The organism is Niallia sp. XMNu-256 (assembly GCF_036670015.1).
Lineage (GTDB): Bacteria > Bacillota > Bacilli > Bacillales > Cytobacillaceae > Bacillus_BD.
This window is the reverse complement of the sequence record NZ_CP137636.1, coordinates 2255027-2269528: the sequence shown is the minus strand read 5'-3', so window position 1 is coordinate 2269528 and position 14502 is coordinate 2255027. Positions and strand designations below refer to the sequence as shown.

The 14502-nt window shown below is 35.6% G+C and carries 13 protein-coding genes and 1 pseudogene; 13 read left to right on the top strand and 1 reads right to left on the bottom strand.

The features are described from left to right. Positions 1-385 precede the first annotated feature (385 nt). The 4 genes from R4Z10_RS11480 to R4Z10_RS11465 all read left to right on the top strand — a co-directional run bounded on the left by R4Z10_RS11480 (position 386) and on the right by R4Z10_RS11465 (position 4249). On the top strand, positions 386-1033 hold the full coding sequence (locus R4Z10_RS11480; RefSeq protein WP_338469444.1) for a 5-bromo-4-chloroindolyl phosphate hydrolysis family protein: 648 nt from the start codon (positions 386-388) through the stop codon (positions 1031-1033). Between the two features lie 2 nt (positions 1034-1035). Then, on the top strand, positions 1036-2220 hold the full coding sequence (locus R4Z10_RS11475) for a toxic anion resistance protein (protein ID WP_338469443.1): 1185 nt from the start codon (positions 1036-1038) through the stop codon (positions 2218-2220). 152 nt (positions 2221-2372) lie between these two features. Continuing rightward, complete coding sequence (locus R4Z10_RS11470; protein WP_338469442.1) at positions 2373-3416, top strand: hypothetical protein; 1044 nt, start codon at positions 2373-2375, stop codon at positions 3414-3416. Positions 3417-3799: 383 nt separating this feature from the next. After that, positions 3800-4249 (top strand): heme-binding protein, encoded by a 450-nt coding sequence (locus tag R4Z10_RS11465; protein WP_338469441.1) that lies wholly within the window; start codon positions 3800-3802, stop codon positions 4247-4249. Positions 4250-4309: 60 nt separating this feature from the next. Here the strand turns inward: R4Z10_RS11465 and R4Z10_RS11460 are convergent, their stop codons facing one another. Continuing rightward, positions 4310-4531, bottom strand: a complete 222-nt coding sequence (locus R4Z10_RS11460; RefSeq protein WP_338469440.1) for a hypothetical protein — start codon at positions 4529-4531, stop codon at positions 4310-4312. A gap of 247 nt (positions 4532-4778) precedes the next feature. Between R4Z10_RS11460 and R4Z10_RS11455 the strand changes: the two genes are divergently transcribed. The 9 genes and pseudogenes from R4Z10_RS11455 to R4Z10_RS11415 all read left to right on the top strand — a co-directional run bounded on the left by R4Z10_RS11455 (position 4779) and on the right by R4Z10_RS11415 (position 14402). Next, the gene (locus tag R4Z10_RS11455) at positions 4779-5705 is read left to right on the top strand and encodes a Na/Pi symporter (RefSeq protein WP_338469439.1); all 927 of its coding nucleotides are present in this window, start codon (positions 4779-4781) and stop codon (positions 5703-5705) included. A 16-nt stretch (positions 5706-5721) separates the two neighbouring features. Then, positions 5722-6198: a DUF523 domain-containing protein gene (locus R4Z10_RS11450; RefSeq protein ID WP_338469438.1), complete on the top strand. Its 477-nt coding sequence runs from the start codon at positions 5722-5724 to the stop codon at positions 6196-6198. A 20-nt stretch (positions 6199-6218) separates the two neighbouring features. Further along, positions 6219-7004, top strand: a complete 786-nt coding sequence (locus tag R4Z10_RS11445; protein WP_338469437.1) for an ABC transporter ATP-binding protein — start codon at positions 6219-6221, stop codon at positions 7002-7004. A 119-nt stretch (positions 7005-7123) separates the two neighbouring features. Beyond that, a complete protein-coding gene (hflX, locus tag R4Z10_RS11440) occupies positions 7124-8386 on the top strand; it encodes a GTPase HflX (RefSeq protein WP_338469436.1) in 1263 nt (420 codons plus the stop codon). A gap of 10 nt (positions 8387-8396) precedes the next feature. Then, positions 8397-9665 (top strand): methionine gamma-lyase family protein, encoded by a 1269-nt coding sequence (locus tag R4Z10_RS11435; RefSeq protein WP_338469435.1) that lies wholly within the window; start codon positions 8397-8399, stop codon positions 9663-9665. A gap of 252 nt (positions 9666-9917) precedes the next feature. Continuing rightward, a complete protein-coding gene (gene glnA / locus R4Z10_RS11430) occupies positions 9918-11252 on the top strand; it encodes a type I glutamate--ammonia ligase (RefSeq protein ID WP_338469434.1) in 1335 nt (444 codons plus the stop codon). 325 nt (positions 11253-11577) lie between these two features. Next, positions 11578-12604: pseudogene (locus R4Z10_RS11425) on the top strand (fatty acid desaturase). A gap of 74 nt (positions 12605-12678) precedes the next feature. Beyond that, complete coding sequence (locus tag R4Z10_RS11420; protein WP_338469433.1) at positions 12679-13806, top strand: sensor histidine kinase; 1128 nt, start codon at positions 12679-12681, stop codon at positions 13804-13806. Next, entirely contained in the window at positions 13803-14402 is a 600-nt protein-coding gene (locus R4Z10_RS11415) for a response regulator transcription factor (protein WP_338469432.1), read from the top strand. Before R4Z10_RS11420 ends, R4Z10_RS11415 begins: the two co-directional genes overlap by 4 nt. Positions 14403-14502: the final 100 nt, after the last annotated feature.

Sequence of the window (14502 nt, the reverse complement as noted above, 5' to 3'; positions counted from 1 at the left end):
CATAGATCGTTCCAAATTCACTAAAACCAGTAATGACGGGATAGCAAGAATTTCCCTAATCCGCTCCTAATTCCGCTAACATACAAAGTGCCTAAAAAGAGCAATCATTCATGTGCAATGAATGATTCGTGTAAACATGATCCTAACCTAGCCGTATTTTTTAACTTTACTCTCATCCTCAAGTCGTAGTTTCTATTCATACTTTGCATTTATTTTAGTTGAAACAAGTAGTAAAAATAGAACAACTCCTTTAAAATAGAGTTGAAACTTTCTCGTCATTTGCATCGTATATATAGATGCGAATGAGGCGGTAGTTTTATCATTATAAACCTGTATGTGATTAGATGAACCTTCATGGGAATGAATCGATAGGAGTAGGTGGATCATGAAATATTTTTTTCAATTTATTCTGCGAACAGCAGCTGGTATTTCAACAACAGTTCTTGTCTGGTTAATAAGCTTCTTTTCATTTGATATAGCCATTTTTCCATCATTTTTGACAGGTCTAATAGGTGGAGGCATTGTGTTTCTTCTAATAGGTGGACTTTTTAATCGACAATTCTTAAAAGACAACGGGATTAGTCGACGGGAATACAAATATGTCAAACAAAATTTGAAAGAGGCAAAGGAGAAAATAAATCGTTTACAAAAAGCAATGCTACGGATTCGTAATCTTTCCGATATTAAGCAAAACTTAGAGCTCGTTCGTTTAGTTAATAAAATTTACTCAACCACTAAAAAAGAACCAAAACGCTTTTTCAAAGCAGAGCGATTTTATTTTACTAATTTGGACTCTGTTGTAGAGTTAACGGAAAAATATGCATTGCTTCACTCGCAACCAGCTAAGACATCAGAACTGATAATTTCTTTAAAAGAAACAAGGCTTACGATTGATAAATTAACCGATTCTATAGAACAAGATTTATTTAAAGTATTAGAAGATGATATTGATGACTTACATTTCGAACTAGATGTTGCAAAGAAAACAATTGGTAGACTTCCCGAAAATAAAGATGATAATAGGAGGCAGTAACCTTGGTTGAACATAAGGCAAATTCTGAACTCGATCAATTATTAGACAATCCATTTGGAGACTTAGATACATTTGATTCAACGACTTCATTACAACCAAAATCCCAAACATCCTTAACAGAAGGTTCGGGCCGTCCATTAAAGGTCATTGACACATTGACAGAAGAAAATAAACAAAAGGCCATCGGGTTAGCACAACAAATTGACCCACGCAATCACCAATCCATCACCGTGTATGGAACACAAGCTCAGTCAAAGTTATTGAACTTTTCTCATTCTATGCTTGACCATGTACAAAATAAAGATACAGGTGAAATTGGTGAAATCTTAACGGACCTGATGAGAAAACTGGAGCAAGTTAACCCAGATGAATTAAAACCCGAAAAACGAAATGTCATTTCTAGGTTATTCGGAAAATTATCAAAGTCTGTGAATGAAATTATGTCTAAGTATCAAAAAACAGGTGCCCAAATTGACCGGATCACAGTAAAGTTGGAACAATGTAAAAAAGCACTTATGTCTGATAACATGATGCTTGAACAATTATATGATAAAAATAAAGATTATTTCCAAGCATTAAATATTTATATTGCAGCTGGGGAAGTCAAACTCGAAGAACTACACACGAAAGTCATCCCTGAACTTAAGCAGAAGGCTGAAAAAACTCAAAATCAAATGGATTACCAAGAAGTTAATGATATGTTGCAATTTGCTGATCGACTGGAAAAGCGAATGCATGACTTAAAATTAAGCCGTCAAATCACAACGCAAAGTGCACCACAAATTCGATTGATTCAAAATACAAACATGGCCCTTGTTGAAAAAATCCAATCATCAATTATGACGGCCATTCCATTATGGAAAAATCAAATTGCTATTGCTCTAACGTTAATTCGTCAACAACATGCCGTAAACGCACAAAAACAAGTATCCAAGACAACGAATGATTTATTGTTAAAAAATGCAGAAATGCTTAAAACAAATACGATTGAAACAGCTAAAGAAAATGAACGTGGAATTGTTGATATTGAAACATTAAAGAAAACTCAAGAAAGCCTTGTAACTACTTTAGAAGAAACGTTGAGAATCCAAGCAGAAGGCCGTGTTAAACGTCAACAAGCAGAACAAGAACTGGTCTCTATGGAAAACGAATTAAAGACCAAATTACTCAATTTACGAAATCAATAAAGTGAAAGAGTGCTAGGCACTTCCAATTGGAAGGTTCCTAGCACTCTTTTTTCATGTGTTTATAATTTTTTAGGTGTAGGATGAGCTTTGTCGAAATATAATGCAGAGAACACAATAATCATCCATGTTTTGCTCAACAAGGGGGGCTTCTAATGAGGAAAAGAAAAACATGGTCTATGGTATTGATGACTGTAACCTTGATGTTATTGTTAGCCGGTTGCCTTGGTAAACCTGTTGCCGTACCACCATCCACCTCTTCAGGGGGAGAAAAACAAAATGAAAATAACCAAACTTCAAAAGAAGATCCATCAAAATCAAAAATTCCAGCAGATGAAGAACTATTTAACATAATTGAAGCAAACACGAATGCTTTCAATAATAACGATTTAGCAGGCTACATGGAAACCATTCATTCGCAGTCACCGATTTATAACTCCACCGAAGCAGATGTAAAGGCGTTAATGGAAACTTACGTCTTCCAAGTTAAAGTATCCGATCTGAAGGTAATTGAGAAAACAGAACAACAAGCGATTATTTCATTCAAACAAACGACCATCCAACTTGAAGGACCGCCAACACAAAATACCGAAACGACTGGTACACACACATTAAAGCCGGATAATGGCAAATGGAAGATTACATCCACTACCATTGATACCACAACTTATCTAGATGAATCTGGTTACCCTCTTGATGAAAATACTGAAGCATATGGTTCAGCAGATTACAAATATAGATCGACTATAGAGATGTTGAATTTCTATCTAGATGAACGTCAGTGGGTTGAAAATTATTATGAAGAGGGAGAAGGAACTGCAATAGCTGAGTTCATGTTAGCGGGGGAAACACTCGATAATTGGACGGAATTATACACCATTCAATTTTTTGAAAACAGTCATAGCAATGTCGGGATCGAAAATTATTTACGTAACTTTGAACAAAATATACCAAGCTTCGTTTCGGGTGATTATACTTTCCAAGTGATTGAAAGTACTTCAACGGATGCTATTTATGAATATACGGTAACGAATGATCCTGTTCAACCAGATATGCATGAAGTTGCTCGTGTATTCTCTTACGAAAACCATTTATTTGTATTACGGTATACAAAAATTGGTCCTCCGATGAGGGAAGATTATAAAAATGTATGGATTCAATTATTAAAGGATGCAAACATGACAACAAATGCCTTGTAGTTCCAAGAAAAATCCAATTCAATGTAATTGGGTTTTTTTATTAATATTAAAATTATTATATAATAGTTTTAATTATGTGCATTATTCGAAAAAATGGTATATAATAATTGCATAAAATTAAATAATTTATTTTTTTATAAATAGAGATATTATTATAAAAACTTAAATTATGGATACTTGTTGCGTACAGAGAAACAATAGAATTGTCAAAGTAGTAGCCTATCATATAATTATTATATAAATTCGTCCAATTGAGATTCTTTCAGATGAAAATTAGAATAGGAATTTGCCTTTGCATGTTGCCTGACAGCGGAAAGTAATCTTAATATTTTTACAATAGAGGATTATGAAAATTAGAGAAAAAGCTATAATATTTAGAAGAGGTGAAACAATTGTTATATCAAAAGTATGCTTTAACACAATCAATGGCGTTTCGAATGTTAGAAGCAATTACTAATAAAGCCGAAGAATTACGTATTAAAATTAATGCAGCGATTGTCGATGAAGGGGCAAACTTAAAAGCCTTTATTCGAATGGATGAAGCTGCGTTACTAAGTGGAGAAATCGCAGAAAATAAAGCTTATACTGCAGCAGCATTTGGAAAACCAACACATGAGTGGTATCCGATGATTAAAGATGATCCTGCATTGCTCACTGGTATCGTACATACGAATCGTTTGGTAGTATTCGGCGGAGGGATTCCATTAATTTATGATGGTGTGATTGTTGGTGGAATTGGTGTTTCAGGGGGAACAGCAGACGAAGACGTTCAGTGTGCTTTAGCCGGACTTGCCGTGTTTGAAAAAGAATGCCAGGTAGAAGAAAGTTATTAAAAAAATCAATCAAATTAAAAACAACAAGTTATAGTTTAAATGCTATAACTTGTTGTTTTTTTATGAAGACTTTTCTTGATGTTCATCAATAGGGATTAATGAATTTTTTCGGATCCAATATTGGAAATGATCGAGTGGAAAAACTCCTCTGCTGCCGGAATGATCCATTAGAACAACAACACTTGCATCTGTTACTTCTAATACTTTTAATGTTTGTGAATTACTAATATTAGGAATAAAGCTACTTTTAATTTCAAATTCCATATCACGTACAATTTCCAATTAAACGAACCTCCATTACAAAAATAATTACATTTATGCATTTACATTATTTCCATTATTTCCATTTATGCCCGAATTAACCCTAGGTAGTCAAGTTAAAACAACTATTTATACGTTCAAAACAATACAACTAATTATAACATTAAATTTACTATATAACATTTAATTACTTTTTCCTCAAGAAGGATAAAGAATATAGACATCACCTCATTTCTTGTCCCATAGAAATAATAAGGGAGGTGGGGAGATGATCCTATTAATCTTTATTTTATTAGTTGGTTTGTTTATCTTAGGAATGTCTATGTTAAGATACGGACTTTTTCATTTATCAGGGGAGACATTAAAAAGTTGGTTAACTCGTACTACAGACGTTCCTTGGAAAGGTTTTTTAGTAGGAATCCTTATCACATGTTTGCTGCAAAGCAGCTCCGCAGTAATGATCATTACGATTGGACTAATTTCTGCAAGGATACTAACATTTCCCCAATCAATCGGGATTATTTTAGGAACAAATATCGGGACAACGATTACCACTGAGCTTATAACTTTTAATATTCAATCCTTATTAATTCCTCTAATCATTCTATCTATTGTTCTTCTATTTTTGAAAAAAAAGAAGTTCCAAAGCATTGGTTTAGTTTTGCTGGGCATTTCCTTTGTATTTATAGCTATGGATGGCTTTGAATTTTTAGCCTTGCCACTTAGAGAATTTGGAGTGATTGATCGCTTTATCTCCTCTATGAATGATAGCCTCCTACTAAGTGTAATAGCCGGAATAGTCATAACTGCAATTATTCAATCAAGTACGGCGACAACTGCAATTATTATGGGCTTCTTATCAGCGGGGTCGATGGAGTTAGCTACTGGTATCGCAATTCTACTGGGCTCTAATATTGGTACATGTGTAGATGCTTTTTTAGCCTCAATTGGTGGAGGCAGAGAAGCGAGATTAACAGCTTACGCCCATATATGGTTAAATCTAATCGGGGTGTTAGCATTTTATCCATTTATTGGTGCGCTCGCCGAACTTGGACCATCTCTTGCGAATAAAACGGAAGTGCAGCTTGCCCATATTAGTGTTTTATTTAATGTAATTTGTTCTCTATCTGTATTGCCTTTTGCTGAAGGCTTTGGCAAACTGATTATAAGAATTCATGGGCGAAAAATAAGTTAGGGAAGGAAGGGGTTCGTTGATTTTAGTAAGTGCCTGTTTGATTGGTTATGATGTCAAGTATAACGGATCAAATAATTTCACGGAGACAATTAACAATTGGCTGAAAGATAAAAAAGCAATACCTGTTTGTCCTGAAGTTCTTGGTGGGTTATCAATACCAAGAGATCCTGCCGAAATTGTTGGAGGTGATGGTGATGATGTGATCAATGGAAAGGCAAAAGTCATCACCAAATATGGAAAAGATGTGACAGAGGCTTTTCTAAAAGGAGCTCGCGAAACATTGACCATCGCTCTCAATGCAGGCGCAACAACCGTTATATTGAAGGAACGAAGCCCTTCTTGCGGTGGGTCTAATATTTATAGTGGAGACTTTAACGGAAATAAAAAACAAGGACTTGGGGTAACTGCAGCCTTATTACGAAGACATGGGATTAAAGTGTTTACAGAGGAAAACTTGGACCATTTAATTAATGAAATAGAAGCCGAAAAGTGATTCGAAGGAGGGGAGCTTGTATGGTACTTCAATTAGATAATGTATCGCTAAAAAAAGATGGTACATGGATTTTACAAGAAGTGAATTGGCATATTGAGAAAGGGGAACATTGGCTATTATTCGGACTAAATGGATCAGGAAAAACAGCGATTTTAAAAATGATTCATGCAGAATACTTTCCTACATCCGGGAGTGTTAAAGTACTAGACAAGAAATTCGGCAAACATTATCTTGGAGAAGAACTACGCTTAAAAATAGGGTTTGTTTCATCCGCCCTTCAAGAAAAGTTTCATCACAATGATAGTGCCTTTGAAATTGTTCTCAGTGGTGCTTATGCATCAGTAGGTTTGTATGAAAAGCCAACAGATGAGATTAGGGCAAAAGCAATTAGACTTTTAAAAGAATTCGGTTGCATCGAGTATGGGGATCGTATGTATGAGAGCCTTTCACAAGGTGAAAAGCAACGTATTTTAATCGCCCGCGCACTCATGGCCAATCCTAGCATTCTTATCTTTGATGAACCAACGAGCGGCCTAGACTTTATCGCTCGTGAACAGTTTTTAGAAACAATTGAAAAAATTTCACATGAGCAGAATGCTCCAACCATGATCTATGTAACTCACCATGTTGAAGAAATCCTGCCTGTATTTAAAAAGACATTATTATTAAAAGAGGGACAGGTCTTCTCCTCAGGCCCTACGTTAAATATTATATCAAGTGAGTCATTGAGCCAGTTTTTTGACCTACCTGTCCGTGTACATTGGGAAAATGAAAGACCGATGCTGTACAGAGTAAAGTCTTCTTAATAAAGAACACTGAACCCTCTAATGCTTGTTTATTTCTTGATTGTCAGGATAAATTAAACATGTAGAAGATTAGTTAAATAGATATCTTTATTAAAAAACAATAGAAAGAGGGATATTCATTGGAACAAAGCAAAGAACGAGAAAAAGTCATTCTAGTCGGATGCCAAACGACAGAAGATGATCTTCCTTTTCAATATTCAATGGAAGAATTAGCTTCATTAACAAAAACAGCTAATGGTGAAGTCTTGACAACATTGACCCAAAAACGAGAACGTGTTGATAAAGCCACTTACATTGGCAAAGGAAAAGTAGAGGAGCTTGTTGCACTGGTCAATGAATTAGAGGCAAAATTGGTTATCTTTAATGACGAACTATCTCCTAGTCAAGTTAGAAACCTTGCTGCTCAAGTTGAAGCCCGTATCATCGATAGGACCCAATTAATCCTTGATATTTTTGCTCAAAGAGCTCGTTCAAAGGAAGGTAAATTACAAGTTGAATTAGCGCAATTACAATATTTATTACCTAGACTTGGCGGCCAAGGTACACAACTTTCGAGACTTGGTGCCGGGATTGGTACAAGAGGACCAGGTGAAACGAAACTAGAAGCGGACCGCAGACATATTCGAAATCGGATTCATGATATCAAAACCCAGCTCTCAGGAATCGTTGAACATCGTGAACGTTATCGGGAAAGAAGAAAGAAAAACCGAACTTTTCAAGTATCGATTGCAGGTTATACAAATGCAGGGAAATCAACCTTATTTAATCGGCTAACCGAAGCTTCTTCATATGAAGAAAACCAATTATTTGCGACTCTGGATCCAATGACTAAAAAATGTATTTTACCGAATGGCTTTACGATTTTGATGACGGATACAGTAGGATTTATTCAAGATTTACCAACGAGTTTGATTGCAGCATTCCGCTCTACACTCGAAGAGGTAAAAGAAGCAGATTTGATATTACATGTCGTTGATTCAGCCAACCCGGATTACTTTCAACATGAAAAAACGGTTAATCATTTATTAAGCGAGTTGGAAACTGAGCAAATCCCACAATTAACGGTGTATAATAAAAGGGATGCCCAACACGTAGATTTTGTTCCATCGACAAGAAATGAACCCATACAAATCAGTGCATTAAATGATGAAGATTGTGAAAGGTTAAAATTAACAATTGAAACAAAAATGATCGAGATGATGACTCCATATCATGTCGTTGTCCCTTCTTCAGAAGGAAAACTATTAGCTCAATTAAAAAATGAGACCATTTTACGTGATTTATCATTTGACGAAGACAATCAAAAATATATCTGTAAAGGATTCACATTTGTCGATCATCCAATTTTTGGGCAAGTCCAACAATATCAGATAAAGAGATAAGGGGAAAAATATGTTTGATTCATTAAATTATGGGGAAATATTACAATCAGTAGTCACTGAAGTAGAAGGGCAAATCAAGCCTATTCATGAAAAAATTGATGCATTAATGGATTTAAATCAATATCGAGTATTAAAGAGTTTTCAAGACCATCATGTCAGTGACTCTCATTTTATTCCATCAACGGGCTATGGGTATGACGATTATGGACGAGATACTCTCGAAAAAATTTATGCTCAAGTTTTCGGAGGGGAGGCTGGATTAGTCAGACCGCAAATCATTTCAGGTACACACGCAATCTCGATCGCTTTATTCGGCGTGTTACGACCAGGTGATAAACTGCTATACATAACAGGAAAACCGTATGATACATTGGAGGAAATTGTCGGATTACGAGGCAATGGAACAGGGTCCTTAAAGGAATTCGACATTTCTTATCAAAGTGTTGATTTGCTACAATCTGGCGCTGTTGATTACGATGCCGTCAGCAAAGCGATGAAACCGAACACTAAAATGATTGGAATTCAACGTTCAAAAGGCTATGATACTAGACCTTCGTTTACTGTTGATGAAATCAAAGAAATGATCTCGTTCGTAAAAGAAATCAATCCAAATGTTGTTGTATTTGTTGATAATTGTTATGGTGAATTTGTTGAAGAACAAGAGCCTTGTCATGTTGGCGCAGATCTAATGGCAGGTTCTTTAATTAAAAATCCAGGTGGAGGAATTGTCAAAACAGGCGGCTATATTGTTGGAAAAGAAAAATGGGTAGAAGCTTGTTCATATCGGTTAACTTCTCCTGGTATTGGGGCAGAGGCAGGAGCATCACTTTATAGTCTACAGGAAATGTATCAAGGATTTTTTCTTGCCCCTCATGTTGTTGGTCAAGCTTTAAAAGGTGCTGTGTTCACAGCAGCGATGCTTGAGAGACTAGGCATGAACGCCAATCCGAAATGGAATAGTAAACGTACAGACCTAATACAGTCTGTTCAATTTGATGACCGTGATAAAATGGTCGCCTTTTGTCAAGCGATTCAGTTTGCTTCACCAGTAAATTCACATGTAACAGCTTATCCGTCTTATATGCCTGGATATGAAGACGATGTGATTATGGCAGCGGGAACCTTTATTCAAGGAGCAAGCATTGAATTAACTGCAGATGGCCCAACAAGACCACCGTATGTTGCGTATGTCCAAGGTGGTTTAACTTATTCACATGTTAAGATAGCTATATGTATTGCACTAAACTCATTGTTAGAGAAAAAACTAATTACGCTATAGAAGGAATGTTTATTTTACCTACCGTTAATTGAGCCTACCATTATTGATAGAAATATATAAGAGATCTAGTTGTTAGATTGAATGAAGAATGACTGGATCTTGGGGAAACTAGAAGAATTTTTTCATAATCTATAGTTGAAACTGACTAGTGACAATGATAATATCAAAAAAGATAATAGAAATATATAAAGTAACTAAAGTTGGTAGATCAATGGCATTATAATCGATTCGGTAGAGTCAGGAGGAACCAGCATGACAAAGCACACAAAAGAAGATATCCATAAATTGTGTGAGGAACAAAATGTAAAATTTATTCGTCTACAATTTACAGATATTTTAGGGATCATTAAAAACGTAGAAATCCCAGTAAGTCAATTAGAGAAAGCTCTCGATAATAAAATGATGTTTGATGGGTCTTCGATAGAAGGATTTGTTCGCATAGAAGAGTCAGATATGTATTTATTTCCTGATTTAGATACCTTTGTCGTGTTTCCATGGACAGCGGAAAAAGGAAAGGTTGCTCGCTTAATTTGTGATATTCATAACTCAGATGGAACTCCTTTTGCAGGAGATCCACGTAACAACTTAAAACGTATTTTAAAAGAAATGGAAGAGTTAGGATATACTAATTTTAATCTCGGACCAGAACCAGAATTTTTCTTATTCAAGTTAGACGAGAAAGGGGAACCAACCCTTGAATTAAACGACCACGGTGGATATTTTGATTTAGCTCCTACTGATCTAGGAGAGAATTGCCGTCGTGACATCGTACTTGAGCTTGAAGAAATGGGATTTGACATTGAAGCATCTCACCATGAAACTGCGCCTGGGCAACATGAAATTGACTTTAAATATGCAGATGCCCTTAGAGCCTGTGATGATATTCAAACCTTTAAATTAATCGTTAAAACAATTGCACGGAAACATGGATTACATGCGACTTTTATGCCAAAACCAATATTTGGGGTAGCCGGATCTGGAATGCACTGTAATCTTTCATTATTTAGAAATGGTGAAAATGTATTTTATGATCCAAATGCTGACATACAATTAAGCGAAACTGCCCGTCAATTTATTGCTGGAGTTGTCAAGCATGCACCTGCTTTTACTGCCATTACAAATCCAACTGTCAATTCCTACAAACGTTTAGTACCAGGTTATGAAGCACCATGTTATGTGGCATGGTCTACTAGTAATCGTTCACCGTTAGTACGGATTCCTGCATCTCGTGGTTTAAGTACACGGGTTGAAGTACGAAGTGTCGATCCCTCTGCAAACCCATATTTAGCTTTAGCTGTCTTACTTAAAGCAGGACTTGATGGAATTGAAAATAAATTAACTCCTCCTGCTCCAGTAGATCGTAATATTTATGCGATGGATCGTGAGGAAAGGTTAGCAGAAGGAATTATCGATTTACCACCATCATTAGCTAGAGCTCTTGAAGAGTTACACGCGAATGAAGTAGTTGTATCTGCACTAGGGCCCCATATTTATGAGCATTTTGTTGAAGCAAAAGAAATCGAATGGGATATGTTCCGAACACAAGTTACAGAATGGGAAAGATCACATTATATGAAAATGTACTAATATACAAAGCCTCGGCAGAAATTGCCGAGGTGTTTTTATATTTGATATCATACTAGATATTTAAAACAACAAGCTTTCATTATCCTATGTCCCTTTCATTATATTCATCTTTTTTCATATGGATTTTTAAAAGACTCCGATAATTAGTCGACTAAATTCTAAAACGAGAAACTAATGAACATCAAGCATAGCCGATACATAAATGACTATTGTCATATCCTGCACATGACAGGTATGACTTATCGATTTTGCACTTTTTCATTATAATAAAAAGACAAATGGGAAAAATAAAAAAGCGATAACAGTCTAGGAGGATTTTTATCATATGACAAAAGAGTTTCAAAGGAACCTACGAAAGAAGCTAGCGCCTTATGAAAAGGCAAAACTATCCAGCAGCATTTGGCAAATTGTTAATACCGTCATCCCATTTTTACTACTATGGTATCTTGCCTACAAGACTAACGGTATCGTCTTTCATTACATTTCTTCTGATTATACCGACAGCTGGTCTCCTTATAAGGATTTTTATTATATTCCATGATTGCTGCCATATGTCGTTCTTTAATAATAAAAAGGCTAATGAGGTTGTCGGAACAATAGCCGGGATCTTAACATTATTTCCATATAAACAATGGCGTCACGATCATAATGTCCACCATGCTACAAGCGGTAATTTGAATAAACGCGGTGTTGGTGATATATGGGTAATGACGGTTGAAGAGTACAAAAATGCATCAGTTGGTCGACGTGTTGCCTATCGATTTTACCGCAATCCCCTTGTTATGTTCATCTTGGGTCCTTTTTATTTAATATTAATTTCTAATCGTATGAATCGTAAAAAGGCGCGCTTTAAAGAACGATTGGATACCTATCTAACAAATGTTGCTATTGTGTGCATTTATGGAGTCATGTGTTGGCTGATTGGATGGCAATCCTTTTTAATGATTCAAGGCCCCATCGTTTTTATAGCAAGTGCACTAGGCGTCTGGCTGTTCTATATTCAACATCATTTTGAGGATACATATTTTGAAAAGGATAGAGAATGGAATTATGTAAAAGCAGCGGTTGAAGGGAGCTCCTTTTACAAATTACCCAAATGGGCTCAGTGGATTACTGGAAATATTGGTTATCACCATGTTCATCACTTAAGTCCAAGAGTACCAAATTATTATTTGGAAGATGTTCACAATAATCATAGCGAGCTAAATTCAGTTCTAACTGTAACAGTCCGTACTAGTTTAAAGGCATTGCAATACCGTCTCTGGGATGAGAGAGGTAAGCGGTTTATCGGCTTTAAGGACATTAACAAGCAAGCTGTGAAACACAAGCTTTCACAAAAATTGGCTGATTAAGAGGGGATTTTACGTATTCCCTCTTAATCTTTGTTATGATAATATTAGAAACTTTTCAGAAAAAGAGGCATGAAATGAAAAAAGGATTTCGAATCATACAAAGCAGTACAGGTGTATCACCTTATATTTGGGCTTTATTTGCCATATTGCCGTTTTATTTTATAATTCAGTGGTCTACCACAGTTGAAATGGTAACAGGAATCATCCTATCTATCTTTTTCTTTATATCCTACCGATTTGCTTTCATTTCGAAAGGGTGGGTACGATATTGTTGGACCAGTGTACTTATTGTTTTATCTGTCATTATGACAAGCTTTTTTACTTACGTATATTTTGCTTTTTTCTTAGCTTACTTGATCGGGAATTTTCAGCAAAAGTCCGCATTTATTACCTTTTATATTATCCACCTAGTGAGTACGGCGATTGCTATTAATGTCAATTTCATCACACCAACTGATTTATTTATTCAACAATTACCATTTATTGTTATTATTTTGATAAGCGTAATTTTAATGCCATTCAGTATCAGAAGTAGAAAACGGCGAGAACAATTAGAGGAACAGTTAGCCTTTGCTAATAAAAGGATAGCTAATTTAATTGTTCAAGAGGAGAGACAAAGGATTGCACGTGATCTTCATGATACATTAGGACAAAAGTTATCACTTATCGGCTTGAAAAGTGATTTAGCCAGAAAAATATTAGAAAAAGACCCGGAGAAAGCGAGATCTGAACTAAAAGACATTCAACAGACCGCTAGAATGGCTTTAAGCGAAGTGAGAAAACTTGTATCTGATATGCGCGGCATTCGACTAAAGGAAGAAATCAAACATGTAAAAGAAATCTTAGAAGCTGCAGGTATTCAATGGGAAATCGAGGGTGATTTTGGTTTATCTAGAGTTCCTGTGTTTATTGAAAACATATTAAGTATGTGCCTAAAAGAAGCTGTCACAAACGTAGTAAAGCATAGCCATGCTACGAAATGTAGTATTTCTATCAATCAAACGAATAATGAAATCATGATTACCATTACTGATAATGGGAAAGGATTTCGTGATAATGAATTATTTGAGGGTGGAAATGGAATAGCAGGTATGAAGGAAAGGCTAGAGTTTGTGAATGGGAACTTAACAGTAAATTCAGATCAAGGTGCGACTGTAATCTTTCAAATACCAAACGTAATTAAAAGGGGAGGAACAACATGATTACAATCGTGATTGCAGAAGATCAACAAATGATGTTAGGTGCTTTAGGCTCACTATTGAATCTAGAGGAAGATTTAGAAGTAGTGGGGAAAGCAAAGAATGGGGAAGAGGCAATTGCATTAGTTCATAAACACCAACCAGATATTTGCATTATGGACATAGAGATGCCATTGAAGAGCGGCTTAGAAGCTGCAGAAGAGTTGAAAGGGAAAAATTGCAAAGTAATTATATTAACAACATTTGCAAGAACCGGCTACTTTCAACGTGCACTTAAAGCAGGAGTGTGTGCTTATCTATTAAAAGACAGCCCGAGCGAAGAATTAGCCAATACGATTAGAAGTGTAATGGCAGGTAAGCGAATTTATGCACCAGAGCTAATGGACGACTTTTACAGTGAAGAAAATCCACTAACAGAACGTGAAAAAGAAGTTCTTGGTTTAGTTGCAGATGGCAGAAATACGAAAGAAATCGCTGAAGAATTAAAATTAAAGTCTGGCACAGTCCGAAACTATATTTCTACTATCTTAGATAAACTTGAAGTAAAAAATAGAATTGAAGCAATCTCCCGATCAAAAGAAAAAGGTTGGTTTAAGTGAATTAAAAAGTATTCTATTGACTAAGGCGCAAAATTGTTTAAAAATCTTGCGCCTTTTATTATTAGAGGTAGAAAAGTAATATCATTTTAACTAGGTAAAC

Coding starts and splice junctions, on each gene's coding strand:
- R4Z10_RS11420 (WP_338469433.1), top strand. CDS start 12,679: ATGAAAAAAGGATTTCGAATCATACAAAGCAGTACAGGTGTATCACCT.
- R4Z10_RS11435 (WP_338469435.1), top strand. CDS start 8,397: ATGTTTGATTCATTAAATTATGGGGAAATATTACAATCAGTAGTCACT.
- R4Z10_RS11415 (WP_338469432.1), top strand. CDS start 13,803: ATGATTACAATCGTGATTGCAGAAGATCAACAAATGATGTTAGGTGCT.
- R4Z10_RS11480 (WP_338469444.1), top strand. CDS start 386: ATGAAATATTTTTTTCAATTTATTCTGCGAACAGCAGCTGGTATTTCA.
- R4Z10_RS11470 (WP_338469442.1), top strand. CDS start 2,373: ATGAGGAAAAGAAAAACATGGTCTATGGTATTGATGACTGTAACCTTG.
- R4Z10_RS11445 (WP_338469437.1), top strand. CDS start 6,219: ATGGTACTTCAATTAGATAATGTATCGCTAAAAAAAGATGGTACATGG.
- R4Z10_RS11455 (WP_338469439.1), top strand. CDS start 4,779: ATGATCCTATTAATCTTTATTTTATTAGTTGGTTTGTTTATCTTAGGA.
- glnA (WP_338469434.1), top strand. CDS start 9,918: ATGACAAAGCACACAAAAGAAGATATCCATAAATTGTGTGAGGAACAA.